Genomic DNA, 25,199 nt, shown 5'->3' with positions numbered 1-25,199 from the left:
AAATGATAAAGAACTGTCATCCCGTTTTAGACCGCGTGTCATATACGCGTTTTAGCATCACTGACGACTAACTGGACTAGTCCAAATTATCTGGGCACATATGACACAAAAGGAAAAAACATGTCGATAATCAAGCAGCAGATTGGCGTCAGAACCGCAGCGTTTCTGGCCGTAATGGCCATCTCAGGATGTAACACTCAGGATGATCCGGCTCCGGAAGATAAAAAAGGGCAGATTGGTGTAGGCCAACTTGTGCCAGCACCGACCTCTGAGCAGCCTGTTGTGTTTACGATTCATCCCTATTTGCAGCAGCCTACTGCACACAGTATGGCTGTTTTGTTTGAAACCGGGGATGCTTCGCCGGAAGTTTGGGTCAGAGCAACCGACAGTGAAGGTGAATTTCTGGTGGTAAAACCTGTGCAGGTTGACCAGACAAACCTCTACAGCGCAAGCATTCAAGGACTGAATGCCAGCACGGCTTATGAATACTTTATTGTCAGTGAAGCCAAAGGGAAAAAATTATCAGCTGTATCAAACCGATATGTCTTCAACACTTATCCTTCAGCGGGTGAAAGTCCTTCACCATTCAATGTCATTGCGATCAGTGATACACAAAATAACAGTACCCTTGGCGCGCTGAACGATATCATCACCAAAGGCGTCATTCCCACGGTCTGTCAGAATCAGGCAGAGCAATGCGCCTCTGAAATCGCGGCGATCACCATTTCCGGCGATATCGTGAACAATGGCTACGATCTGCTGCAGTGGCGTCGCGACTTCTTTGATCAGTTGAAAGCGATTACACCTTATGTGCCTTTGGTCGCCGTACCGGGAAACCATGATTATTATGGCAATACAGAGCTGACGAACTACCGGCATTTTTTCCAGCAGCCTGAAAATGGTTCCGTAGGCTATGAAGAACGCTGGTACTGGCTGGATTATGGCAACCTGAGGCTGGTGGGTCTGGACAGTTATCCCATTTCCAAAAATCACGGTCAGTTTCAGGCTGAAATTCTCGGAATTCAGCGGCAATGGCTCAGAGAGTTACTGGTCGATACAGAAACGCATCAGAATGTAGATTATGTGCTGAGTATGTTCCACCATCCGTGCCTGTCTGAAATGTGGCTGTCCGGTGAAAGTATCGGCAGTTGCGAGATGGTTGCCGAAATGGAAGATTTCAGCCGGAAAACGGGTAAGCTGACGGGCCATTTATTCGGACACACGCATGCTTATTCGCGCGGGCAGTCGATGGACACATCCCATCTCTGGCTCAATGCGGCCACAGCAGCGGGGTATCGCGAGAAGATCAACGATGACAATTATTATCACAACGACACACGGGATTACGATACATTTGCCATCAGCCAGAGTGAGTTTGGCTTTAACCTGCTGACGTTCAATCAGGACACGTCGCCATCCATGAAACTGACCCGCTACAGCGCTACCGTTGCATCGAAAGGGGGCGGTTTTGCCAGCCTGGAAGATACTTTTACCGTGTCAGATACACTGACGATGCAGACTGCAGCGGCGGCACCGAGTGCGCCACAGGTTTCCGAAGGCTATGGAAATCTTGGGTTGAATCAGCTGAATCTGGCGATCAGCCACCCGGATCCAGATGCAATCTATGAAGTGCAATGGCAACTGAGCAAAAACAGCCAGTTCAGTGAGGGCGTTTTTGACCTCTGGGGGAATCAGACCCGGAGCCATAACGTCTGGCCGAAGCAGGACGGCACCGTCCAAGGCAAGCCGGTGGATACACAGGCTGGTGCTGATTTGACGAAAGTGAATCTGTCGGATTATTCGGGCAAGCTGAAAATGGGGGGTGATGAAACCTATAAATGGCAGAAACGCTCGCCTGAACATTCCCATGATTCTTACCGTGACCCATTTCAGGGCAGTTCAGCACCTGTATTGACGGTATTTCCGGGAGACACATGGTACTGGCGTGCCCGGGTCCGCAATGAAAACCTGGGATGGTCTGACTGGAGTGATACCGCAACTTTGTCCATCAATGAGGGGGTGACAACGGCACTACCCTTGGTCAATGGCGGTGCAGAGAATCAGGATCTGACGGGCTGGACTCTCGAGCAGGGTTACTGGCGTGTTCTGGAGGAAATCGACAATATCACCGCTGCTGAAGGCCAGTTCTATTTCAGCGCCCGTCCGAATGATTCAACGGCGGGAGGTGCGGCGTATGATGATCTGAGTCAGGTTGTTGATCTCCGTCCGTACCGGGACGCAATTGACCAATCTTCTGCTTTTTTGCGCCTGAGTTTCAACAGCAACGGCTGGGGAGATGGTGATCATGCTGTCGTGACCTTACAGGCACTGGACGCGAGCGGAAATCATCTGGGAGAGCCAAATGTGATTCAAACTGAAAGCCAGAAGCAAACCTGGCTCACTCAGGCATCCTCAATGCGGATACCGGCCAATGCGCGATCGGTGAAACTGATGCTGCGGGCGGTGAAAAAGTCCGGCAGTATGGCAGACGTGCATCTGGATAATTTTCAGCTCTCACTGACGCAGCCTTAATCCGGTGATCGTTTTTTAAGGGAAGCAACAAATGAGCAGGCGGCACCTGTTCCGGTGCTGCCTGAAGGTCATTGTGATGCAGAAGCCATCATTTTGAGTCCGAAGATCCCCAGCAACCCGCCTGCAGTCCGGCAAAATGCTTTTTTGAAACTGAGATACACGGATTGCGCTTTTTCTGTGGACAGCAGAATCGCCACGCAGGCATACCAGCCAAAGTTCGATAAAAATACGCCAGCACTTATGAGATAAGGCGTCCCGGATGGCACCTCAGCAGGCAGCAATGCAGCGAATACGCTGCTAAATACCAGGGCTGTTTTCGGGTTACACAGCTGCGTTGTGAAACCATACATTAACCATGAGCCTGCATGCTTTTGAGTGTGTAGCGGCGCAGCTTGACTGGCAGGTTGATCACTGATTTTCCAGATGCGGTAAGCCAGAACGCAGAGGTAAGCCCCGCCCAGAATTTTGAATGTCAGATAAAGTTGAGGCACAACCGTCAGCAATGTGACGAGTCCGAACGCGGCCAGCAAAGCAAATACCAGTGCACCACATCCCATCCCCAGCGCCACGGCGATCGCATGAACGCGTGACTGTGACATCGCGCATTGGGCCACGAGCAGGAAAGACGGGCCGGGTGTCATCGCGCCCAGTGTGAGTAAGGCCAAAATCGGCCAAATGAAATGAAATTCGGACATCTGAATCCTTCTTTTGTCGGGTTAACTTTTTGACGAGAACTTTGGCGCTGGATTGTCATATACAGGGTCAAATCGGGCGATTCTAACGCGTCAGAATTCAAAATTTCAATCAGATTCATATCCGGGGTGCATTGCGTTTGAATGAACCAAAATATTGGATATTTCAACGTTTTTGAGAAAGCAGAGTTTTTCCGGTGTGCTAATTTTAATCCGTAAAAGACATAAGTTAACAAGCGGCATGGCAGTTAAATGCTTTGAGTGAATGAAAACACTGAGGTTCAGTGGCACACAGGGAATCAGGATGAATCAACGACAAAATTATCATTGTGCCTTATCCGGTTTGGTGCTGCTGAGTTTCAGTACGGCAGCACAGGAACAAGGGGCTTCTGCAGCGCAGGCAAATAATCCGCTGGCGAATATGACGGCACTGAATTTCCAGAATTACTACATCGGTGATGTCACCGAATCCGATGAAGATGCCAATCAGTTCTGGATTCGTTATGCCAAACCCGTTTCTGTGGCGGAGACCAACTGGATAGTGCGGGCTTCGCTCCCCGTGAATACCTATCCAATTCCGCCCAGTGGCAGTCATACGACTGGCATTGGTGATTTCAATATCTTTGCGGCGTATTTAATTGATACCGGCAATCCAGCCGTGAGCTTCGGGGTGGGACCCCAGTTAACGGCGCCAACCGCCACGAAAGATGAAGTCGGTAGTGAAAAATGGTCTGCGGGCATCGCGAACGTGCTGTTTAACGCCAGTTCTGCCGTCTTTCAATACGGCTATCTGCTGACCTGGCAGGAGAGTTTTGCCGGTGAAGATGCCAGACAGGATGTGAACGTGGGTGCCTTCCAGCCGTTTGCCTTCTACCAACTGGGCGGCGGCACCTATCTGCGGGCTGCACCAATCTGGGTCTACAACTTTGAGGATGATAGTTACAGCGTGCCGCTTGGCATTGGTGCAGGACAGGTTATCAAGAAAGGAAATACAGTCTACAACGTATTTGTTGAACCTCAGTTTTCTGTGGCGGACGACGGTGCGGGCTATCCGGACTGGCAAGTTTTTCTTGGATTCAATATGCAGTTTCTCGACTGAAACCTGAATCAGGTGATGCCGTGAATGATGGGTTCTAAATCATGAAGGAGTGATGAAATGAAGGCGACATTGAGTCAGGATTTGACCTGTATGTTCAGGTTGAAGCAACGAATTACAACAAGGTCTGAAGATGTGCGCCGGACGGCCCGGCTGGCATCCGTATTTGTGCTGAGTGCATTCCTCGCCCCCGCGGTGTTTGCGGCGGAAGAACCCAAGCCCGCGACCGATGCGACCAAATCCGCCAATCAGGCACTGATGGAAGCACTGCCGTTTGAGGATAAAACCAGTTTTGAAAATGCGCACAAAGGTTTTATTGCTGCGTTGCCTCAGGCGCAAATTAAAGGTGAGCAGGGAAATCTGGTCTGGGATCCGGCGAAGTATGCATTTATCGAAGAAGGGAAAGCGTCTCCGGATACAGTCAACCCCAGTTTGTGGCGCCAGTCGCAACTGATCAATATCTCTGGTTTGTTTGAAGTCACGGAAGGCATCTATCAGGTCCGAAATCAGGATCTGTCGAATATGACAATTGTGGAAGGGAAAGAAGGCCTCACCATTTTTGATCCGCTGATTTCGACTGAAACCGCAAAGGTTGCTTTGGATCTGTATTTCGAACATCGTCCCAAAAAACCTGTGGTTGCTGTTGTTTATACTCACAGCCATGTTGATCACTACGGTGGTGTGCGGGGGGTTGTGGATGAAGCAGATGTGAAAGCCGGAAAAGTGAAAATTTATGCCCCTGTTGGCTTTATGGAAGCTGCGGTGGCTGAAAACGTGATGGCAGGGACAGCGATGAGTCGCCGGGCCTCCTACATGTACGGTAACTTGCTGCCGCCAAGTCCGACGGGACAAGTGGGTGCTGGCTTAGGGACGACGACTTCAGCAGGGACCGTCTCTTTAATTCCGCCGACAGATATTATTGAAAAAACAGGTGAGACCCGTGTTATTGACGGCCTGACTTATGAGTTTCTGTATGCGCCCGGCTCTGAAGCACCCTCGGAAATGCTCTTTTATATTAAAGAGAAGAAAGCTATCAATGCTGCTGAGGATTCCACGCATACCCTGCACAACACCTATTCTCTGCGTGGCGCGAAAATCCGGGATCCGCTGGCATGGTCCAAATATCTGAACCAGGCGATTCATATGTGGGGTAAGGATGCGGACGTCATGTTCGCGATGCATCACTGGCCTGTTTGGGGAAAAGACAATATTAATCAGCATCTGAAGTCCCAGCGCGACCTGTATCGGTTTATCAATGATGAAACGCTTCGAATGGCGAACCAGGGGAAAACCATGGTTGAAATTGCAGAGGAGTTTCAATTACCGAAAGCGCTGGACACCTATTTTTCAAATCGTGGCTATTATGGCTCCATTAACCACAACGTGAAAGCCACTTATGTGCTGTATTTGGGGTGGTTTATCGGGAATCCGGCAACCCTGCATCCTTTAACCCCTGTTGAATCTGCCAAACGTTATGTGGACATGATGGGCGGTGCCGATGAATTGCTGAAAAAAGCAAAAGCCTATTACGACAAAGGCGAGTATCGCTGGGTGGCCGAAGTGGTGAATCACGCTGTGTTTGCTGATCCGTCCAATCAGGCTGCCAAGAACCTGCAGGCAGACGCGTTGGAGCAAATGGGCTATCAGGCAGAAAGTGGCCCATGGCGTAACTTTTACCTGACGGGTGCCAAAGAGCTGCGGGAAGGGGTGAATAAACTGCCAGTGCCCGATACGGCGAGCCCGGATACTGTGAAAGCCATGAGTCTGGATCTGTTTTTCGACTATCTGGCGATGCGGCTGAACAGCGAAAAGGCTGATGGAAAATCTATTGTGCTGAATTTTGATTTCACCGATCTGAAAGAAAAATATTTGCTGGAAATGGAGAATGGTGTTCTGAACCATACTCGCGGGGCTGAATCGAAAGAGGCAGATGTGTCTGTCACACTGGCGAGGACGACTCTGAATGCGATTATGCTGAAGCAAATGAAGCTCGAAGATGCGATCGAAAAAGGTGATGTGAAAATTACCGGCGATCAAGACAAACTCGGCGAGTTGGTCTCCTATCTGGATAATTTTGATTTCTGGTTCAATATCGTCACGCCATAAGGTTGTGCTGCAAAAGCAACAACGACACAGGGCACTCAATTTTGAGTGCCCTGTTGTTTCAGGGCGAATCGCTGTGAGGTCGGTGCTGTGTATCTTCTCCGGCCGTAATAAACAGCATTTTTGCATGTTGCTGGATTTTTGCGGTGTGCCAGGTGCCTTTCGGCACGAACACGTAAGCGCCGGGCTGTGACAATTCGACAGCGTGCATCCCTTCTTTCAGTTCAAGCTGAAACACCGCAGCGCCTTCCAGTAAAATGACGACTTCATCGCCCAGCGGATGAATTTCACTGCTAGGCCAGTTTTCTGAAAACTCATATAAGCTCACCAGATACTCGTTGTGAAAATCGCCAAGCTGGCCAGCCATCAGGCGAGGCCAGAATGTCTCATCAATGGCTAACTCTTCAATACCGGCATCCGGACGAAGACGCAAACAGTGGTTTGCCAGTTGTCGCGGCTGTTTCATGTTCATGATTTGATCTCCCTGCGCCAAAATATAAGACAAAGATAGCAGACGGGGGAATTCACTCCCGATTGCTTCTGATGCACCATTTATTTTTGGGTTGATTGAACCGGTGTTTACTTACAGTGCGCCGAATGACTATTGAGTCTGATAGAAAACTGTATTTGATTTTTCTGAATGGTTCGGAATTAAAGTGAATGATTCATCGCTGTTGATGCGGAAGTATTCGAAGAGAGAACTATTGATTTGATCACATTTTTAATTTTATTTCCTGATTTTTAGCGGTATGTTTTTTCATCAAATGATGAACTGAAAACGGATTTATTTTTAACATGATAAATTGGGTGTTTGTCCTAAGTGACTGGTGTTGAAGTACAGGTTGTTCCATGAGTTTCTCTGTAAGTTCATGTTTTTATAGTTTGTTTTTGATACGTAATTGACTAATCTCTGAATTGCACTTCCGTAATATTTAAATCTACAAATGAATTGATTGGCAGGTTAATTTGATTATTTTTATAACAAAATAAAGATACACCCCCTGAAATAATTGATTGACTCGATAAAATTCACCTTGGTATAAGATTTATCGCATATGTGCAAAGTGTATTATTCAAAAAATTGCGCAATTTCTTATGCGATAACAACAATGAACAAGAAGGCAAATATGAAAAAAAAATGGACACCTTTACTATTAATTCTCCCATTCGGATATATAGCGAGCGCTTCAGCGATTGAAACCAGTGCGTTTTATCCGGAAGAAGTCGAAATCCATTACAATCTTGGACCCGCCGTCTGTAAAGCCGATTACAGACCGGTGACACGTGCAGAAGCATTGCGTTTCCGGGATTCGATCATGAATAAAATCGGTAAGTGGTCGTATGTCACGCTGGCTGATGGCTGGGTGATTATGGGGCCGGGTTATCAGGGGGAAATTAAAGAAGGGAGTGCTGATCATACTGCCTGTTACCCGCTCAATGCCGACACCAACATTTTAACATTCCCTTCTGTCACCATTGATGAAGGTTCGAAAGAGCGGGTTGAGTGGACGCTGGTGAACGATGCTGACAACTTCGTATTGCCAGCTGCTTATCTGGCGCATCATATGGGGTATGCCTGGGTGGGCGGTCCGAAAGGCGCTCAGGTAGGTGAAGATATGAAAGTCTGGTGGGACAGTCAGGCCAATGCCTGGAAAATCCGCGGGAATGATGGGCCATGTGAAGGTTATCGTTGTCAGGAAATGAGCACCATTTCGGTGAAAAACTTTTCGTACACCATGGATCCAAAGTCTTTTAAAGTCGACGGTTCTGTTGTGAACTCGAACAGCCAACTGGTGAATACCATTTCGTCCACGGCCATCAACAAAACCAGTATTGAACAACAGTACGTGATTGATATCAGCTACAATACCTCGACAAGCTGGTCACAAAACAACAGCTACAGCTTTAGTGAGAGCGTCGCGGTGACCAGTACGTTTAAGAGCCCGGAAGTGACCGGCGGGGTGGATAAGTCGATTCAGGTCACCATTGGTGCCACGCAAGGCTGGGGCAGCACCAGCGGCGGGGAAGAAAGTAACCGTGTGACGATTCAGGCCAGACCGACCGTGCCAGCAAACAGCGCGCTGAAAGTGCTGCTGAATGTATACCGTGCCGACATTTCTTACCCTTATGTGTTTGATGCAGATGTGTCTTATGAACTGGGCTTCGATGGCTTTATGCGCTGGTCGGGGAATGGCTTGCTGTGGCACCCGGAAGATCGACCAAACTTCAGCACAACTTTTGCAATTGGCCGTTTTGCCGGAAATGAAAAGAGCCTGGAATTCCAGTGGGATCACCGCGATATTACCGGCATGAATAAAATCTGGGACTGGAACTGGATCGCGCAAACTGCGGGCTCTTATGACACCCGTTACTGGCTGGGTAAAGTACTGGCACCGAAGAAAGCCCGAATCAAAGGCCAGTTCTACGCTGAAGACCAATTCACCGGTGAGCTGTATTTTGAAGAAATCCCGTTGCCACAGGGAGACAGCAATATGGCAACGATGGAAAAAAGCATCAAAGATCAGCTGGAAGATGCGGGTCTGACGGATGTTCAGGTGAGTGTGAGACAAGAAAACTCAGGTGTTTAACTGACATGATCTGAGTGAAACAATCAGCCGGAAACCCTGCGTGGTTTCCGGTTTTTTTAGGCTTGCAATGGCATGACTGAACCAATCTGCTTCACGGCAAAGTAGACTTGGTGCTCACGGTGCGTCACCTGAATTTGTGTGAGACTGCCATTGGCGATATTCAGTGTTGAATACCATTTGGGGTTTCGCCAGTCGAGTCCCAGAACATCTGCCAGGATCGCCCGGATGACACCACCGTGGGTGACGATCAGTAAATCTTTCCGATGGGTTGCGATGGTTTGCGTCCAGGTGGATTGAACCCGGCAGAAGAAATGCTCCAGTGACTCAGCCTCCGGAAGGGGATGACTGGCCGGGTTGTCCCAAAATTGCTCTAATCGTTGCCAGGTTTGATTGTGCGGGGTGAGCGATTCAAATGGCTGGCCCTCAAGTTCACCAAAGTGTATCTCCTGAAATCCGGACACTGTGATCAAGGGAATTGAACCGCGCAGTAGCTCGGCCAGTGACTGGCAGCGGCGTAAGGGGGAACTGATGATCACATCAAAGGGAATCGGGTGATGTTGAATTTGGCGGCAGATGTTTTGGTTAACGGCTTCGGTCACCGCAATATCTGTTGTGCCATAGAGCGCTGGCGGGCCATTCACTTTCCCATGGCGAACCAGCGTCACCGTGTAAGATTTCTCGCAAGTGTTCATGATGAAGCGCCTTTGAGCTGAAGTGGCAATCCGGCCGCAATCAGCGTGACTTCACTGGCTATCGCTGCGATTTTCTGATTCATCCGACCGGCATGATCCACAAAAGTGCGGCTGACTTCTCCAATCGGCACGACACCGAGTCCGACTTCGTTCGAAACAAAGATCAACTGCGCAGGACACTGGCTGGCCGTTGCTGCCACTTCAGTAATTCGGGCGGTTAACTGATCGTGGCTACAGGTTGTTCCGAGTTCGAAAATCAGATTATTGAGCCACAGGGTCAGGCATTCGATCAGCACAATGTCGCCAGCCCGAAAGCTTGTCAGCAAAGTGGCTAATTCTAGCGGACATTCATGCTCAACCCAAGCTGTGCCACGCTGCTGCTGGTGGTGCAGAATTCGTGCCTGCATTTCCTCATCGAATGCAGTGGCCGTTGCGACATAATGCAAGGTACGAGCCGGGGTCGATAATTGATGCGCCAGTTTTTCCGCATAGCTGGATTTGCCGGAACGGGCACCGCCCAGAATCAGGCGAATATTTGACGAGTCAGCCATGTATACCACCAGTCGGGTTCACCGAGGCAATGATGATCAGATAAATCAGCAGTTCCATCAATTGTTGTGCAGCCCCCAAGCAATCGCCGGTAAATCCGCCCAGTCTTGCATTCAGCCAGAACTTGAAGGCCATTCGGAAAATCACTGCACCCAGAATGAGCGGGAGGGTCAGTTGCGGGGTAAAAATCAGGCAGACCAGCACACCGGTGGCAATCAGAAAGAGTAATTCAGGCATCGTCTGAGCGCTGGCAAGCGGCTTGCTTTTGCTGGTGTCACTCTCGCGGACATAGTGCATGTCAAAAATGAGTGTTGCAGCGACAGCCCGGCTGAGTGTATAGCCCACGATCAGTGCCGCGACCAGCCCGGTTTCTGTGGCCAGATAACTGAGCATGATAAATTTACCCAGCAACGCCATCACGAGCGTTGCCGCGCCATAGGTGCCGATTCGGCTGTCTTTCATAATGGCAAGACGGCGTTCTGTCGCCATGCCGCCGCCGATGCCATCGGCCATATCTGTCAGGCCATCTTCATGAAAGGCACCAGTCAGCAGGAGACTGAACACCATCATGAGAAAAACAGCGATCTGGGGTGGAAACCAGTGAGATGCCCAAGCATAAAGGAGGGCGCACAAGGCGCCCAGTAATAGCCCGACCAGCGCAAAATAACGCCCGGCGCGGTTCATCCGTTCATCCGAGTAGGGCGTTGCCGAAGGGATCGGCAGGCGGCTGAAAAATGAAACCGCCAGACAAAATAATTGCGCCTGATAACGAAGGTTGAGCATTTATACCGTGACTCCGGCATCTGCAAAGCTGGCCATGTGATTGTAAAACTCAGCACTGGCGGCCAGCAGCGGATAAGCAAGCGCAGCGCCTGTGCCTTCCCCCAAGCGTAAACCCAGATCGAGTAACGGCTGTGCTTCCATTTCTGCCAGTACTTTCTGGTGGCCCTGTTCTTCGGAGCGGTGGGCAAAGATCATGATATCTCTTGCTTCCGGTTTGATGCGTGTTGCGATAAACGCGGCGACCGACACAATGAAACCATCAACCAGCACAGGCACACGCTGTTCACTGGCCTGAAAAAATGCGCCGACCATCTGCACAATCTCAAAACCGCCCAGTTCTTCGAGTGCACGATATGGGTCGGGTTGACCGGTTTCGTGATATCTAGCGACCCCTTTTCGGATCAGGCTGATTTTCTGACTCATTTGTGTATCGTTGATGCCGGTTCCTTTACCGACGCAATAGGCAACGTCGGTCTGCGTGATTGCTGCCAGCAATGCGGAAGCACTACTGGTGTTTCCAATGCCCATTTCACCGAACATCAACAGGTTACAACCCGACTCAATGGTACGTTGCGCAATGGCACCCCCCAGTTCAAGGCCCTGTGCGACCTGTGCTTTGGTCAGGGCCGGCTTTTCAGCAAGGTTCTGGGTTCTGGCACCCAAACGTTGCAGAATGAAATCAGGGTGATCGGTGTCAACCGGAAGCAGAATGCCGCAGTCAATCACTTTCAGCGCAATGGCATTGATGCGGCAGAACTGATTGATTGCTGCACCACCGGCCAGAAAATTCAGCACCATTTGTTGGGTGACTTCACTGGGGGCGATACTCACGCCTTCTTTTGCAATGCCATGGTCACCGGCAAACAGCAGCAGGGTTGGGTTGGACAGCGTAATTTGCTGAACGGCTTCTGGTTGTCCCTGGCTCTGAATCAGGGCAAGCTGTAATGCAGTTGTTTCAAGCTGCCCCAGAGAACCCGGTGGCTTGGTTTTGGTGTCAATACGTTCCTGAATCGCTTCACTGTGGCGTGTATCTAAAGTCATCGCTGATCTCTCCGTGTCGATAATGGGGTCGCTGTTTGATTCGGGGCGCTTTACAGCAAATACTTTGCCCAGCAAAGCGTATTCAGAGCCGCCGAGGTGCGATGTTACATCGAGCATGTCTGGCTGGGTGCCAGCGCAGAACGTCCGTTATTTCTTGTGACTTCTATGCTCAGAATTTTTTCGCAGTTTATCTGCATGTATAGCAGCTATCCAGCGAAAACAAAGTGATTGATATTTTTGTCAGGAATGTGCCCGAGAGGGGACGGTATTCCCTGATTGCTGCACATGAAGGATGCCAAAACTGACCGCAGCCAAACCTGCAACGCCAATAATGATCAGCCAGGATGTGTCGTAGCCAACCTGTTCTATTGAAAAACCTATCAGCAGATATGAAGGCATCAGGCCAATATTTCGGATGGTCAGGAGGACGCCGCTAATGCGACCCCGGTGGCTGCTCGGGGAATGATTGGCGATATAAACGCCTTCTTTGGTCAGCAGTAAGACTTCAGCCACAGAAAGGATAAACCAGGCCGCAAAAATAAAAGGGATCGCTGTAGAGAGCAGAATTCCCAGATACCCAAGTGCAAAGAGTGTGCCCGCCAGCGCCAGACTATTGAATTCGGATTGCTTTCGGGTGAGCCGAAGCACAAAAGGTGTGGTCACAACGACGACAATGCTGGCGAATGTCATGAGCTGACCGAATAATACGGCACCGTCTGCACTGAATAACTGACTGAAATAGAGCGGGCTGGTGAGCGTCATCTGATTGAGTGCAAACCAGAGCAGCGTACAGAGCACGCCAAAAATAAGGAGACGGGGCCGTTCTCTGAATACTGCCCAAACGGAGCGATCGGTCGCCTGCTCCAAGATGGATTGGTTGGTGTCATCGTTATTTTGATGTTGCTGAACACTGCTCACCTGAAACTGGACAATCAGGATACCGATGAGTACCGCCAGACCATTTCCCCAGTAAATCCATTCGGTGTGATTCCAGAACAGGTAGCCAGCCACAACGGGTCCAACGCCAGAACCAAGATTGTAGGCCAGATAACTCAGTGACATCACGGCATCGCGGTTTTGTGGCTGGGAATGATCCGCGACCAGCGCATTGCTCGCTGGCAAAGCAACGCCAATAAAGAAATAGGCAAGACACATGGACGCAGGGGCAATCCAATGGTGTTCTGCAAAAAAGCCACAGATCAGCAAAATGATAGCGCCTAATAGTTCTCCGGCAACCATCACTTGCTTATGCCCGTAGCTATCTGACAACTTCCCGCCAAGAAAACCGCCCAGCATATAAGTACCGGTTACGAGCATGACCAGTGTGCCCGCGGCTGCGGTTGAATAGCCCTGTTTTTGGGTCAGCAGCAGTGCCAGAAAAGGAATGATGAAATTACCCAGCCCAAGAATAAAACGCGCAAGTGACAGCGCATAAATTTCTTTCGGTAATCCTTGATAAGCTTTGAGAGATTCGGTGATACGTTGCGATATCAATGAAAAGTCCTTTTGAATGTGTTCCTTATCGCGCGGCAGACGGTATCAGCCACGATCCGCGTTGGTTGTTGGGGGGCATGTTAACCCTAGGCAGGTATGGAATGATATGTTTTTTATTTCATATTGAAATGCTGCTCAAACAATAGCTTGCATCACTCATCCCATCAAGCGACCTGCAAGCTTTGGGTGCCATGATAGCCCGGATGATTCACTGGTGGTTGAGACTGATGGCTATGTTTCTGTTTCACAAGCATGGATCATGCTGGTTTTACAGTGCTGAATGAAGGTTTTGAAGGCAGGGCTGTTTCGCAAAAGTGGAGAAAAGTAACAGTAGACATTGTGCTGAAGGGTGGCGTCATGTTTCTTTTTATCTTCCAGCGCAATGAGAGAGCCGGCTTTCAGCTCGTCTTCGATGACATAATAGGGAAGGATCCCCCACCCGAAATCATTTTTGATAAAGTGAATCGCATCGTCATAAGAGTCGACGAAACAGACCTTTGAACTGAGCGGATTTGATTGGACGTCGGCAATACTGTTACAAACATAAATCTGTCTGTGATTTAAGATCTCATTGAAACACACAGTTCGATTCTCTTGAACGCGTTTATTCTGAGCAGAAACGACAATCACATCTTCACGAATGCCCAGTGTTTTTTTATCTAATTTATGTAGCGATAAATCATTAAAAATGGAAATAACAATGTATATATCACCACGTTTCGACTGTTGTATGTTATCAATATCTAATCCTCGGTGAATGTTGACCGTTTTATCTTCATGATCGAGGATAACGTTCTGTAATAAATCAAGAAACCGGCTGGAGACCCGTTGATCAATGTAAATGTGTAACTCAGGTTTGTCGGCAAAAATCTCATCTGCAATGCTAGACAGAATTCTTTGGTAACTGAGTAAGTTTTCCATGTAGGGGATCAGTTGAATCGCTTCTTCTGTCGGAATTGCTTTCTGGCCATCGCGAATCAGTAAATCCACGCCTAGCTCTATTTCTAAACTGACAACACTGTTGCTCACCGAGGTTTGCGATTTTCTCATCAGTCGTGACGCAGATGAAATTGACCCCGTTTTGACGACATTCAGAAATGAGTAAACGTGGTTCAGATTTTTGATATACATTTTTTGACTCGTCCGTGATTTCTACACAAGCCTACGAAACAAAAGTAAACTATTGTTTGAAAGGTTTCTTTTTCAATTTGATTGAAAGATTCAAGCGTAAGGAAGCGTGATTTTTACCTGAACTATCGGGTGTTCAAAGTCGGGTAGATAGGAGATAAAAACACTTCCACTTGTTCAAATGTTTGGTTAGCAAGTGCCGATATCATTTTATGGTTCCATAAGCAACTGATAATGTAGGGTATCTATTTCTTTTATCTGTATATTAATTTGATAGATATTTCTTATGTATCGGGGCGCTATCATAACGCTCTTGTTGAGCATTTTCAAACTGTGTGTCCGCACGATAATGATGTAAATTTGAGCGTAGTCACGTAATGACTTGATTAGAGTCATTCGATTTCAATTGAACAATTGAATACACATCCAGAGCATTGTTTATTTCATGTTTTTCTCCTCTTTATTGATGTAAATGTTATTTATCTGGTCGGATGACGGAGGAGTTGTTCATCATTATTCCGCATGTTGATCAGGCAATGATGCGTCATGATCAGAAATTTTGTTTATTCTCCTTTATAAAAACTAGTGAGTTTTTAACTAGCTTTTGTTAGTCAGGTTTTTCATTGTCATTTTGGATGATTCTTCTTATCAATCTGGGCTTGAGTTTTATCTATCAATGATTACTGCACGCTAAACCATTTTTCTCCTGTGAAGAGTCAGTTTTTTGTTTCGTCGGGCTTCAAATATGATCCTCTCATCATTATAGGAGATATACCGTGAAAATAGGGATCTACTACGCATCGACATCTGGAAACACTGAGATGGTATCCGAGTGCTTATTGGATACGCTGGGTGAAAAAATTGCGGAAAAGTTTGATATCGAAGAAGTGGGTTTTAAAGATATTGAATTACAGGACATCATTATTTTTGGCTGCCCGACCTGGGACTATGGAAATCTTCAGTCGGAGTGGGAAGAGCAGTGGGACATCTTTGAGCGTTTGAATCTTTCAGGAAAAACGGTGGCTTTATTTGGTGTAGGCGACCAATACGGCTATCCGGAGTGGTTCCTGGACGCCATGGGGATGATTCATGAGTCACTGGTTTTGCGGGGTGTTCAGCCGATTGGGCAGTGGAAAAATGAAGGCTATGAATTTGAAAAATCCCGTGCATTAACGGCAGACGGCAAACATTTTGTGGGTTTGGCAATTGACGAAGAAAGCCAATCAGTCATGACGCAATCCCGAGTTGCGCAATGGTGTTGCGACATTTTAGAAACTTACGCGGCGGCTGTTTAAGGGAGCTAAACAGAATGAGAGTTTTGAATCTCACGGAAGAATTACTGTTTCATCGTCATGACATGCAATTGCCGCTTTACCGTTATAAAGGCAATCTCATTACGCGTAAGCGGATGATTCAATCCGTCAGTGAATTGTCGAGTCAGCTTTGTCATTATATTGAACCCGGTGATCAGGTTGTTCTGTATCTGAACGATAGTCCTTCACTTGTGTGTGCTTTCCTTTCCACGATCGCCTGCGGTGGCATTCCTTCCGTCGTGAATCCAATGACGAAGCATGAAGGTTTACAGCATGTGATTCAATTGACAGATGCAAAACTGATTTTTACCTCAATTGATAAAGCGACATATATCCCGCACGACTGCCAGTTTGAAGTGTTGTTTGCTGAGGATGATCATCAGGTTGATATTTCTGATTTTTCTTTAGGGGAGGGAAACCCTGACTGGCGTGATTTTGTCAGAACGCCAGGTACAGACACGAGTTACTTACAGTTTACATCCGGGTCTACTGGGCTTCCTAAAGCTGTCCGCCATTCTGCAGAAGCAACATTATCTTTTTGCCGCAATGTTGCGTGTTCATGGCTGGGCTTAAGTTCTGCGGATGTGATTTATTCCGTCCCGAAAATGTTTTTTGGTTACGGCATGGGAAACAGTCTGTTTTTCCCTCTCTTTACCGGTGCGTCTGCGGTTCTTGACTGTGAATGGCCTAAGTTGAACAGCATCGTCAGTCATTTGAATGAAAGCCGCCCGACAGTTCTGTTTGGCGGTCCGGCTATTTTTAATCTTCTTCGTCCAAGAGCGAAAGATGTTGCCAGTATTATCCGAACCGCCGTCTCTGCGGGGTCTGTACTGAGCCGGGAAGAGGCTGATTATTGGGCCGAATTGGGGGTGCACATTAAGAATGGTTTTGGTGCAACCGAACTCGGACATGTGTTTCTGGCCAGTGTGAATGAAGCGCATCGCGGTTCTTTGTTAACCCGCATGTTGGATGGCTATGAATACCGACTGATCGATAAAAGCGGACAAAAGATTCAGACCCCACATATGGCGGGTGTATTGCTGATTCGTGGCCCTAGTTTGAGTTCAGGCTATCTCAAACAAGAGCAAGTGACCGCAGAAAAATTCTGTGACGGTTGGTATCGCACCGGGGATTTGTTTGAGCTGGATGAACATGGTTCCTTCTGTTATCTGGGCCGCGAAGATGACTTATTTAAAGTCAATGGACGCTGGATTGTACCTGCCGTGATCGAACTGTCGGTGTGTGAAGCATTTCCCGAGATTCAAGAGGCTGTTCTTGTCCCCAGTTCCAGAGTGCGAGATACATTACGCGCAACCTTATTTGTTGTGACCCGAACCGGTGAAATTGATGAAGCTGCGATGAAGCACTACATCCGAGTCAAACATGAATCATACATGGCTCCCGGTGCCGTGATTGCACTTCATGAGATGCCAAGAAATGCAAACGGAAAACTGAATCGTCAGAGTTTGATTGATCTTGCTGAAGAGAACGATCTTGAAGTCAGGGAGGCGATCCGATGCAGTTAATCGCCGCTTCCTGCAAGTTGTTTGAAAACAACTTGAATCATGTCAAGGGACCTTATGGCGCTCATCGCACGAAAGGATTGAAGGGACAGTCGTTATTGCCTGTTCTGACCTCGTGCGTCGACGATGTTTTGGCTCAGGGGGCGTGTAGCGCTGAATCCATTGATCTGATCGTGAGTTTGTCTCTGTCACCGGATCATCTGGTTGCGAAAACAAATGTCATGGGACCTCGAATTGGTCACCCATTACAGCGAGAAATTGGTGCGAAGCATGCCTTTGTTTTTGATGCCATGGATGCTTCTTTAGCAAAAACGCTTCATGTCGTGAATTTGCTGGCTGGCGCACAAGGCTATCGCCGTGTTTTGCTTGTTCGGGCTGAAAATACCGTTCACCTCGAACCCTGCAACCAATCAGGATTTGAGGTTTCAAATGGCGTGATGGCCATGTTGCTGACGCCGGATCCGACCCCGTCTTTTTTCTCGGAAGCTATCCAATGGCAGGGCCAGCCGTTACGCGTCAATCTGGCAAAACATATTCAGGATGAGCACTCAGTAAAAGGTCAGTTTGTGCTGCCGCATGACCCTGCGCTCGCCCAGGAAATCAATCGGAGTGTCGATAAAATCCTGTCCAACCCTGCTTTTTCAGGGACAACACCGATTGTTGAATCATGGTTGTCCGATTCGCCGGAATCCGGTGTTTGTGAAGGTCCGTTCGGTATCCCGAATGACTTGGCGCAGCGTCCATCCGATGCTGGACAATTTCAACTGGTGAGTGTCGATTTATTTTCGATGCAGGTGGATACGGTCACTCTGAAATGGGCTCAGGAGAGAAGCCATGCATAAAGTAAAACTGGCCTCACTGACATGTGAAATGCCATCTCAGTCCTTTGGTAATGAAGACAAAGTTTTTGATCAACTGCCTGAAATGTCCAATCGCTGGTGGCGTTTCTGGGGCATTGAAAAACGGGGCTACTTTCGTCCGGAAAATGGCGAAAGTGAACTCAAGGTGGCACAGAGGGTTGTCAGTCGGTTACTCGATCGCAACGGTTTAGCTCCCGGCGATATCGATCTGCTCCTGTGTTCTGCATCTTGCCCGATCATGACAGACGATGGCCGCGGGACTCAATCGGATGCGCGCTTATATCCAAGGCTGGCGACCGCGTTGAAACAGTCGATGAATCTGAATCGTGCTTTGCACATGGACACGCAAATGGAATGTGCGAGTTTTCTGCTGAATCTCAGAATTGCTGCCAGTTTTGTCCAGCAGGGGCTTGCCAGAAATGTCATTGTCGTTTGCAGCGAATATATCTCAAATATGCTCGATTTTACGGCCCGAAGTGCAACGATATTTGCCGATGGATGTGCCGGTGCTTTGATTACTCGCAGCGATGATGAGAGTGATTTGCTGAGTGCGACCCAGCACAGCCGGGCGGATCATTATGATATTGCGACAGCACAATGGCGTTTTCACGAAAACGATCCGGAAAAAACACGGGCCAAATTGCTTTTTACTCTGGAAGAAGAAGGCCAGAGCAAAATGCAGGAGTTCGTCCCGGATAATGTACCGATTGCGGTGAACCGTGCTCTCAGCATGGCATCCCTGACAACGGCAGATATTGATCATTTCGTATTTCATCAGCCGTCTCCTATTTTGCTGCATGCCTGGGCGTCCGGAGTCGGTTGCCCGGAAGAAAAATTCACCACAACCATGGATAAAACAGGGGTGGTGGTCTCGGTATCGATTCCTTTCACGCTGTATACCGCGTTGAAGGAAAACAAAATCCCGGAAGGCGGAACAGTCGTCCTTGCAGGGGCTGCGACAGGCTGGGGCTTCGCGGCCCAAGTCTGGAAACTTGGAAAAATGACTCTCTGTTAATAAAAAAGGAATTGAAAAATGGAAGCACTTTATTCAGTGATTACCGAATATGTAATTGATGCTGCAGAGCTCGATATTGATGAATTAGCACCGGATGAAGATTTGATTGAACTCGGTCTGGATTCTTTAGCCGGGCTGGAAATTGCGGTAAATATTGAGAAAAAATATCAAATTAAAATCCCGCCAGCGCGTTATGAAGAAATGACAACAGTCAGAAAGATCGCCGAAATTCTGTCTGAATTACTGGAAGAAAAACAAGCTGTCCCGGCTGAATAACGGACAACTGGATATCGAATGGACAAACAGATCTTAACTGTGGATGAGGTTGTCGTCGGGGCCGGTTTAACCGGCCTCGTGTATGCCAATGTACTGGCTGCGGGTGGCAAACATGTTGCTTTAATTGAGAAGCACACTAAGCCAGGCGGCTATGCGACGAATTTTCTGCGTAAACGACGTTATATATTCGACTGCAGTCTCCATAAAATGACTGGGTTCGGTGAGTCCGGTAATGTTGAAAATGCTTTGAAGCGTGCTGGTTTATTCGATCTGATCGAATTTCATCCCTATCATCATTTGACGACATTCCGGCTGGATGATCTGGAGCTCACTCTGCCGGCGGACGGCGAATCCATGATGGCTTGCCTGCGGGATTCTTTTCCGGATGAGAAAGCCCAGTTGGATGCGTTTTGCCATGATGTGAAAACCCATGGTTATCAGAACTACATGCTGGCAAGGATGGCATTGGGGGAATATGAGATTGACCCTGAGTTATTTTTACAAAGTAAGCAGCTCAGTAGAATCTCGACTTACGATTATCTGAAACAACGGTTCGATGATCCTCGGTTAATGACTCTGTTCAGTTCGCTGGCGATTAATTTGGGGGTTGAGTCGGTCGAAGCGGATGCACTGTATTTTCTGCATTTCGCCTACACCTTTCTGTATACCGAAAAACGTTATGTAAAAGGTTCATCCCAAGCTTTGTCGGATGCGCTCGCAGCAGCCTTTGTGAGTAAAGGTGGCACATTGCTGGTCAGAGAAGAGGTGAACAGCATTGACGTGCATCACGGCCGGGTGACTGGCGTACAAAGTCGCCGATATGATATCCGCTGCGATCATCTGATCTTTACCGGCTGTCCGCATCAGGTGCTCTCGCTGCTGCCTGCTGAAAACGTGCCGGCAGCATATCGCGATAAGTTTGATTCGTTGTCGTTTGGATTGGGTGCTTTTATCGTTTACCTCGGGCTGGATGTTCCGCCGTCATCCATTGGCTTCAATGAGCAGGATTACCTGATTGCATCGCCAGATTATGCGGTGCAGGCAAAGCAAGCCTGCCTCGGGGAGGAGCGGTATGACACCTGGCCGCTTTCAATCTCAAACTATCATGCACTGGATGAAAATTATGGGTATGTCATTCAATTGGAAATGCTGGATCAGCAGGATGACTGGCTGACGCTGCCCCGTCGTGAATATAAAGCCAAGAAAGCGCAGATTACCGAAAAGATCCTGCAACGAGCGCTCAGATATTTTCCTGAGCTGAAACCTCATATCGCATTCATTGAATCCTCGACGCCGCGTACAAATCAGAAATTCACCAATTCTGGGGGGGGCTCCTCGTTTGGTTATAAACCCTTGCCGGGAAGAAATATGCGCTTTCTGAAAAAAACACCGGTTGAGGGACTTTCTTTTGTTGGGACCTGGATGAACGGGGCTGGCTATGAACCGGCAATTTGCCTCGGATTCACTGCTGCAACGTTGAAATGCAGGGCGGATGCGATACGGAAATCACCTGCAACAAACAGTTTGGAGACGGTTTGATATGGATACGAATACTGCTGAATTTGAGAAGAAAATTAATCGGTTGAATACTGTCACTGAACGGTTGATCAACTCCTCTGAAAAACGTTCGATGAGTACGCTGAACGATCATCCCTGGGATGTACCCGTAGGAGAACATCCGGTATTGCGGAAGAAAGAACGGATTTCGATTTACGGGACAGATTACTGGGACAAGATGACTGAAGCAGAACGCATCCGGTTATCACAGGAAGAAATGGTGTCGTGGTGGTCTGCATTTATTCATCTGGAATCGCTTGTGGTTGAGTACTACATGAAAGAGCTCAATGGCGGTGCCTTTGATGATTTGCCTGTGATTCGTGATTACATGAAGCACTTTATTAAAGAAGAGCTGGTCCACACGCTGGTCTTCGGAAAGGCGCTGGACTATTTCGGCATCGAAATTTATCCCATGCCTGAGTTTCTTCGCAGTTTTTATGATGATAACGCGGGGACCGGAAAATATCCGCTGATGGCGGTCTACCTCACCATGATTATTGAATGGATTGCGGATGAATATCAGCGGCTTGATGCTGATGCAGAGTATGTACATCCCATGGCAAAAGCGGTTGTGCAGGCTCACTGGCGGGAAGAAATGCGCCATATCAAATGGGGCCAGCAAATGATCAAGAGCCTGATTGATACCGATGATGAGTTTAAAGAACACGCACAGCAACTCACGCCTGTTTATGTGCGTCAACTGATTGATCAGGGTGTGACGAATGTCGATTGTTTTGACCGCGTAAACCCGGCAGATCCTGCTTTTGATGATCAGGAAACTTTGCTTGAAACGGTACTTGAATCCCCGCATCGGCAGCAATTAAATGATGAATTGATGAAGCCACTGATGCATTACTTTATCTCTTCCGGAATTTACAACCCGATGTATCACGACATTTGGGTCATGCAGGGCTTTGGCCACTTGCTCGACACATTAAACCACAAGGATAGTTAAAGATTATGGCGAAATTAAACAGCATTGATGAAGTGATTACTTCAATGGAAGCACGTTTTCAGCCTGAACAAAGTAAAGGCATTGTTTCCCGTTATCAGTGGAAAATTAAAGGGGACAAAGGCCGTGATTTCTGTGTATTCGTCAATGACGGGAAATATGAAATTATTTCAGGGGTGGTCGAGAAACCCAATGTCACTTTTGAAACTGATGATGAAACTTATCTGCGTCTGGTGAATAACGAAATTAAAGGAATGACGGCTATTTTGACACGGAAACTGCTGGTCAAAGGAAATATCTATCTCGCCAGCAAAATGGACAACATTTTTAAGTGAACAATATGACAAGTACTTTTATTTCGGGAACAGGCTATGCACTTCCTGAACGGCGAGTATTGAATTCAGATATTGTGTCGATGATGAATACCTCTGAGTCTTTCATTCTGGAACGAACCGGGGTGTTCAGCCGTTTCCATCAGAATGGTGACGCGGGGATCAGTGAACTCATGATTCAGGCTGGCCAGCGGGCGATAGCGGATGCGGGTTTAAAACCGTCTGATATTGATTGTCTGATTGTGAATACTCTTTCACCGGACCATCACGATCCGTCTCAGGCTTGCTTGATTCAAAAGCAGCTCGAATTGCGATCCGTCCCTGCGTTTGATATTCGCGCGCAGTGCAGCGGCTTTTTATACGGTTATGAAATTGCCAGTCATTTTCTGCAGTCGGGTAAATACAGACATGTGCTGTTGATCTGCGGTGAAGCCTTGTCGAAACGCATGGACTGCAGCGACAAAGGCCGCAATCTGGCCATTTTGCTGGGGGATGGCGCTGGCGCAGCCGTGATCTCGCGTCAGTCTCATGCCGGGCAAGGCATGCTGGATCTTGAACTGGGCGCAGACGGCGACTTCTTTGATTTGCTCATGACGCATAGTCCCGGTTCCAGTGGTGCAACTTTTCTGTCGCAGGAAGCGTACGACAGCGGTCAGACTCAGTTCGTGATGCAGGGCAAACCCATGTTTGATCATGCCAGCACAACGCTGACCGCCATTGCAACAGCAATGCTGAACAAACATGGCCTGACCCTGAATGCGATTGATTATGTGCTGTGTCATCAGCCGAATCTGAGAATCCTGGATGCTGTCCGTGAAAATCTCAGCCTGCCGCCAGAGAAGTTACTGGTGACCGTTGATCAATTGGGAAATATGGCATCAGCCTCGTTTCCCGTGACTTACGCCATAAGCCAGTCTCAGTTCAAACCGGGCAATCTGATTTTGATGCTGACCTATGGATCAGGCGCAACCTGGGGGGCGGCATTGTATCAAGTGCCGGTGTGGTGACCGATGTTGCAATGTATATCTTCAGGTGAAGTTGCCCCCAACCTGTATCTGCTCGGCAGTGAGGATGTGCCTGTTTACCTGTTTCAGGTCTCAGCTGATCAGTGGGCACTGATTGAAGGGGGAATCGCCCGGCACAGTCAGTCTGTCTGGGAGCAACTGACAAGCCTGATTGAACCGGAAAAGGTGCACTGGTGGCTGATCACGCATTCGCATTTTGATCATTGCGGCGCTCTGGCTGCGCTGTATCCGTTTTTGCCGAACGTTGTGGTTGTCGCCAGTGAAGCGACTCAGCAGCATTGGCAGAGTGACCGTGCGCAAGGGGTGATCTGCCGGTTAAACCATGAACTGTGCGAGGCCCCGGTTCCTCTGATGGATTTCCGGGAAATGCGAATCAAAGCGGTGCAGCAACAGGAAGTCGTGACCCTGAGTGAGACCTGCACATTTGAGGTCATTGCAACACCGGGCCATGCCGAGGATCAGATCGCATTTTACGATCGGAAGAACAAACGTCTTTTTTGTGCAGATGCGCTGGGCGATCTGCATGTGCCGTCGATGTCCTGGCGTCCGCTGATGTTTGATGATGTTGAAGCCTATTTGGCCAGTCTCAGCCGGTTGTCACAGTTAGCAGTTGATGAACTGATTCCCGGCCACGGCGGTTTAGTTAAAGGTGATGGGATTCAGGCGCTGATACATTCGGCATCAGAATCTGCTCACGACTTAATGGCACGATTTCAGCATCGTCAGCGCAGCCATGAGGATACTGAAATTTTTGCGGCTTTGCTGAGCACAGACTGGGCGTCCAACTGCGCTTCCTACATCTCACCTTTTCTTCATACACGCAGCATGACAGTGATGCTTCATGCGATTGAAAAAGTACAGACAGGTAAACACTTATGAACAACCAATTGAACACCATTCAGGGCAAGGTGGTTTTAGTCACGGGTGGTTCTCGGGGAATCGGTAAGGCCATTGTTCAGTTGCTGGCGCATGCGGGGGCGACTGTGGTTTTTACCTACAGCAACAGTGCGGGCGCTGCCATGGATCTGGCTGCATCTTTTCAGGCTCAGAATCTTCAGGTGCATGCATTTCAGGCGGATATTCGTGACAAAGACGTTGCGGAAGGACTGGTTGAAACCATTGAAACGCGTTTCGGCCCTTTGTTTGCCGTGATTAACAATGCGGGTATCACGGCAGATAAATCGGCAGTGACGATGTCTTCTGAAAGCTGGGAGGATGTGATTGCAACAAACCTGAGTGGCACCTTTTATCTGACGCAGGCGGCACTGAGAAAAATGATTCATCACCGGGAAGGGAAGGTGATCATGATGTCCTCTGTCAGTGGTCTTCAGGCCAGTCCGGGCCAGGCCAATTACAGTGCGACCAAAGCGGCACTGGTTGGCCTGACACGGACACTCAGCCATGAAATGGCTCGTTTTCATATTCAGGTGAATGCGATTGCGCCCGGCTTTGTTGATACAGAAATGGTTCAGAACATGGATGAAGCGGCGAGAAAACGGATCAAAAATCTGGTTCCGGCACGTCGAATGGGCACGGTTGAGGAAATTGCGAATTGTGCGCTGTTTCTGTTGTCGTCAGGGGCAGACTATATCACGGGTCATACGTTGGTCGTTGACGGTGGCATGAGTGTTTAAAAACAGGGAAATAA

23 protein-coding genes are annotated in these 25,199 nt (G+C 48.4%); 15 read left to right on the top strand and 8 right to left on the bottom strand.

Features of this window, described 5'->3' with window-relative positions:
• Nucleotides 1-120 precede the first annotated feature (120 nt).
• On the top strand, nucleotides 121-2,532 hold the full coding sequence (locus Q4579_RS18240) for a metallophosphoesterase (RefSeq protein ID WP_303566123.1): 2,412 nt from the start codon (nucleotides 121-123) through the stop codon (nucleotides 2,530-2,532).
• Between the two features lie 68 nt (nucleotides 2,533-2,600).
• Here the strand turns inward: Q4579_RS18240 and Q4579_RS18235 are convergent, their stop codons facing one another.
• The gene (locus Q4579_RS18235; protein ID WP_303566121.1) at nucleotides 2,601-3,227 is read right to left on the bottom strand and encodes a LysE family translocator; all 627 of its coding nucleotides are present in this window, start codon (nucleotides 3,225-3,227) and stop codon (nucleotides 2,601-2,603) included.
• A gap of 301 nt (nucleotides 3,228-3,528) precedes the next feature.
• Here Q4579_RS18235 and Q4579_RS18230 point away from each other — a divergent pair, with 301 nt between their 5' ends.
• Both Q4579_RS18230 and Q4579_RS18225 read left to right on the top strand, forming a co-directional pair.
• The gene (locus tag Q4579_RS18230; protein ID WP_303566119.1) at nucleotides 3,529-4,323 is read left to right on the top strand and encodes a hypothetical protein; all 795 of its coding nucleotides are present in this window, start codon (nucleotides 3,529-3,531) and stop codon (nucleotides 4,321-4,323) included.
• Nucleotides 4,324-4,380: 57 nt separating this feature from the next.
• Nucleotides 4,381-6,426, top strand: a complete 2,046-nt coding sequence (locus Q4579_RS18225; RefSeq protein WP_303566117.1) for an alkyl/aryl-sulfatase — start codon at nucleotides 4,381-4,383, stop codon at nucleotides 6,424-6,426.
• Nucleotides 6,427-6,484: 58 nt separating this feature from the next.
• Here the strand turns inward: Q4579_RS18225 and Q4579_RS18220 are convergent, their stop codons facing one another.
• A complete protein-coding gene (locus Q4579_RS18220) occupies nucleotides 6,485-6,895 on the bottom strand; it encodes a cupin domain-containing protein (protein WP_303566116.1) in 411 nt (136 codons plus the stop codon).
• 655 nt (nucleotides 6,896-7,550) lie between these two features.
• Here Q4579_RS18220 and Q4579_RS18215 point away from each other — a divergent pair.
• On the top strand, nucleotides 7,551-9,011 hold the full coding sequence (locus Q4579_RS18215) for an aerolysin family beta-barrel pore-forming toxin (RefSeq protein ID WP_303566115.1): 1,461 nt from the start codon (nucleotides 7,551-7,553) through the stop codon (nucleotides 9,009-9,011).
• Between the two features lie 56 nt (nucleotides 9,012-9,067).
• Here Q4579_RS18215 and Q4579_RS18210 read toward each other — a convergent pair whose 3' ends face one another.
• The 6 genes from Q4579_RS18210 to Q4579_RS18185 form a co-directional block, all read right to left on the bottom strand.
• Nucleotides 9,068-9,703 carry a histidine phosphatase family protein gene (locus Q4579_RS18210; protein ID WP_303566113.1) on the bottom strand — a complete coding sequence of 212 codons (636 nt, stop codon included), beginning with the start codon at nucleotides 9,701-9,703 and terminating at the stop codon, nucleotides 9,068-9,070.
• On the bottom strand, nucleotides 9,700-10,254 hold the full coding sequence (gene cobU / locus Q4579_RS18205) for a bifunctional adenosylcobinamide kinase/adenosylcobinamide-phosphate guanylyltransferase (protein ID WP_303566111.1): 555 nt from the start codon (nucleotides 10,252-10,254) through the stop codon (nucleotides 9,700-9,702). Before cobU ends, Q4579_RS18210 begins: the two co-directional genes overlap by 4 nt.
• The gene (locus Q4579_RS18200) at nucleotides 10,247-11,035 is read right to left on the bottom strand and encodes an adenosylcobinamide-GDP ribazoletransferase (protein WP_303566109.1); all 789 of its coding nucleotides are present in this window, start codon (nucleotides 11,033-11,035) and stop codon (nucleotides 10,247-10,249) included. Before Q4579_RS18200 ends, cobU begins: the two co-directional genes overlap by 8 nt.
• A complete protein-coding gene (cobT, locus tag Q4579_RS18195) occupies nucleotides 11,036-12,076 on the bottom strand; it encodes a nicotinate-nucleotide--dimethylbenzimidazole phosphoribosyltransferase (protein WP_303566108.1) in 1,041 nt (346 codons plus the stop codon). It abuts the gene before it with no gap.
• Between the two features lie 240 nt (nucleotides 12,077-12,316).
• Nucleotides 12,317-13,570, bottom strand: a complete 1,254-nt coding sequence (locus tag Q4579_RS18190; protein WP_303566106.1) for an MFS transporter — start codon at nucleotides 13,568-13,570, stop codon at nucleotides 12,317-12,319.
• Nucleotides 13,571-13,801: 231 nt separating this feature from the next.
• Nucleotides 13,802-14,701, bottom strand: a complete 900-nt coding sequence (locus Q4579_RS18185) for a LysR family transcriptional regulator (protein WP_303566105.1) — start codon at nucleotides 14,699-14,701, stop codon at nucleotides 13,802-13,804.
• Nucleotides 14,702-15,474: 773 nt separating this feature from the next.
• On the opposite strand from Q4579_RS18185, the gene Q4579_RS18180 reads away from it, so the two are divergent.
• The 11 genes from Q4579_RS18180 to Q4579_RS18130 are packed head-to-tail and all read left to right on the top strand — an operon-like array spanning nucleotide 15,475 to nucleotide 25,185.
• Entirely contained in the window at nucleotides 15,475-15,993 is a 519-nt protein-coding gene (locus Q4579_RS18180) for a flavodoxin (protein ID WP_303566104.1), read from the top strand.
• 14 nt (nucleotides 15,994-16,007) lie between these two features.
• On the top strand, nucleotides 16,008-17,537 hold the full coding sequence (locus Q4579_RS18175; RefSeq protein ID WP_303566102.1) for an AMP-binding protein: 1,530 nt from the start codon (nucleotides 16,008-16,010) through the stop codon (nucleotides 17,535-17,537).
• Complete coding sequence (locus Q4579_RS18170; RefSeq protein WP_303566101.1) at nucleotides 17,528-18,376, top strand: hypothetical protein; 849 nt, start codon at nucleotides 17,528-17,530, stop codon at nucleotides 18,374-18,376. The genes Q4579_RS18175 and Q4579_RS18170 overlap by 10 nt, the downstream gene beginning before the upstream one ends.
• Nucleotides 18,369-19,409, top strand: a complete 1,041-nt coding sequence (locus Q4579_RS18165) for a 3-oxoacyl-ACP synthase III family protein (protein WP_303566100.1) — start codon at nucleotides 18,369-18,371, stop codon at nucleotides 19,407-19,409. Before Q4579_RS18170 ends, Q4579_RS18165 begins: the two co-directional genes overlap by 8 nt.
• 18 nt (nucleotides 19,410-19,427) lie before the next feature.
• Nucleotides 19,428-19,685: an acyl carrier protein gene (locus Q4579_RS18160; RefSeq protein ID WP_211651541.1), complete on the top strand. Its 258-nt coding sequence runs from the start codon at nucleotides 19,428-19,430 to the stop codon at nucleotides 19,683-19,685.
• 18 nt (nucleotides 19,686-19,703) lie between these two features.
• Nucleotides 19,704-21,224: an NAD(P)/FAD-dependent oxidoreductase gene (locus Q4579_RS18155; protein WP_303566099.1), complete on the top strand. Its 1,521-nt coding sequence runs from the start codon at nucleotides 19,704-19,706 to the stop codon at nucleotides 21,222-21,224.
• Between the two features lies 1 nt (nucleotide 21,225).
• The gene (locus tag Q4579_RS18150; protein ID WP_303566098.1) at nucleotides 21,226-22,197 is read left to right on the top strand and encodes a diiron oxygenase; all 972 of its coding nucleotides are present in this window, start codon (nucleotides 21,226-21,228) and stop codon (nucleotides 22,195-22,197) included.
• Between the two features lie 5 nt (nucleotides 22,198-22,202).
• Entirely contained in the window at nucleotides 22,203-22,529 is a 327-nt protein-coding gene (locus Q4579_RS18145; RefSeq protein ID WP_303566097.1) for an SCP2 sterol-binding domain-containing protein, read from the top strand.
• 5 nt (nucleotides 22,530-22,534) lie between these two features.
• Nucleotides 22,535-23,533: a beta-ketoacyl-ACP synthase 3 gene (locus tag Q4579_RS18140; protein WP_303566096.1), complete on the top strand. Its 999-nt coding sequence runs from the start codon at nucleotides 22,535-22,537 to the stop codon at nucleotides 23,531-23,533.
• Between the two features lie 3 nt (nucleotides 23,534-23,536).
• Nucleotides 23,537-24,430: an MBL fold metallo-hydrolase gene (locus Q4579_RS18135; RefSeq protein WP_303566095.1), complete on the top strand. Its 894-nt coding sequence runs from the start codon at nucleotides 23,537-23,539 to the stop codon at nucleotides 24,428-24,430.
• Nucleotides 24,427-25,185: an SDR family NAD(P)-dependent oxidoreductase gene (locus Q4579_RS18130; protein ID WP_303566094.1), complete on the top strand. Its 759-nt coding sequence runs from the start codon at nucleotides 24,427-24,429 to the stop codon at nucleotides 25,183-25,185. Before Q4579_RS18135 ends, Q4579_RS18130 begins: the two co-directional genes overlap by 4 nt.
• Nucleotides 25,186-25,199 lie beyond the last annotated feature (14 nt).

Source organism: Photobacterium sp. 1_MG-2023 (assembly GCF_030547945.1).
Lineage (GTDB): Bacteria > Pseudomonadota > Gammaproteobacteria > Enterobacterales > Vibrionaceae > Photobacterium.
This window is presented reverse-complemented; position numbering and strand designations above follow the sequence as displayed.

Bases quoted from the DNA above. Each gene is read 5' to 3' on its own strand.
- Q4579_RS18240 (WP_303566123.1), top strand. From the start codon at position 121: ATGTCGATAATCAAGCAGCAGATTGGCGTCAGAACCGCAGCGTTTCTG.
- Q4579_RS18235 (WP_303566121.1), bottom strand. From the start codon at position 3,227: ATGTCCGAATTTCATTTCATTTGGCCGATTTTGGCCTTACTCACACTG.
- Q4579_RS18230 (WP_303566119.1), top strand. From the start codon at position 3,529: ATGAATCAACGACAAAATTATCATTGTGCCTTATCCGGTTTGGTGCTG.
- Q4579_RS18225 (WP_303566117.1), top strand. From the start codon at position 4,381: ATGAAGGCGACATTGAGTCAGGATTTGACCTGTATGTTCAGGTTGAAG.
- Q4579_RS18220 (WP_303566116.1), bottom strand. From the start codon at position 6,895: ATGAACATGAAACAGCCGCGACAACTGGCAAACCACTGTTTGCGTCTT.
- Q4579_RS18215 (WP_303566115.1), top strand. From the start codon at position 7,551: ATGAAAAAAAAATGGACACCTTTACTATTAATTCTCCCATTCGGATAT.
- Q4579_RS18210 (WP_303566113.1), bottom strand. From the start codon at position 9,703: ATGAACACTTGCGAGAAATCTTACACGGTGACGCTGGTTCGCCATGGG.
- cobU (WP_303566111.1), bottom strand. From the start codon at position 10,254: ATGGCTGACTCGTCAAATATTCGCCTGATTCTGGGCGGTGCCCGTTCC.
- Q4579_RS18200 (WP_303566109.1), bottom strand. From the start codon at position 11,035: ATGCTCAACCTTCGTTATCAGGCGCAATTATTTTGTCTGGCGGTTTCA.
- cobT (WP_303566108.1), bottom strand. From the start codon at position 12,076: ATGACTTTAGATACACGCCACAGTGAAGCGATTCAGGAACGTATTGAC.
- Q4579_RS18185 (WP_303566105.1), bottom strand. From the start codon at position 14,701: ATGTATATCAAAAATCTGAACCACGTTTACTCATTTCTGAATGTCGTC.
- Q4579_RS18175 (WP_303566102.1), top strand. From the start codon at position 16,008: ATGAGAGTTTTGAATCTCACGGAAGAATTACTGTTTCATCGTCATGAC.
- Q4579_RS18170 (WP_303566101.1), top strand. From the start codon at position 17,528: ATGCAGTTAATCGCCGCTTCCTGCAAGTTGTTTGAAAACAACTTGAAT.
- Q4579_RS18165 (WP_303566100.1), top strand. From the start codon at position 18,369: ATGCATAAAGTAAAACTGGCCTCACTGACATGTGAAATGCCATCTCAG.
- Q4579_RS18160 (WP_211651541.1), top strand. From the start codon at position 19,428: ATGGAAGCACTTTATTCAGTGATTACCGAATATGTAATTGATGCTGCA.
- Q4579_RS18155 (WP_303566099.1), top strand. From the start codon at position 19,704: ATGGACAAACAGATCTTAACTGTGGATGAGGTTGTCGTCGGGGCCGGT.
- Q4579_RS18150 (WP_303566098.1), top strand. From the start codon at position 21,226: ATGGATACGAATACTGCTGAATTTGAGAAGAAAATTAATCGGTTGAAT.
- Q4579_RS18145 (WP_303566097.1), top strand. From the start codon at position 22,203: ATGGCGAAATTAAACAGCATTGATGAAGTGATTACTTCAATGGAAGCA.
- Q4579_RS18140 (WP_303566096.1), top strand. From the start codon at position 22,535: ATGACAAGTACTTTTATTTCGGGAACAGGCTATGCACTTCCTGAACGG.
- Q4579_RS18135 (WP_303566095.1), top strand. From the start codon at position 23,537: ATGTTGCAATGTATATCTTCAGGTGAAGTTGCCCCCAACCTGTATCTG.
- Q4579_RS18130 (WP_303566094.1), top strand. From the start codon at position 24,427: ATGAACAACCAATTGAACACCATTCAGGGCAAGGTGGTTTTAGTCACG.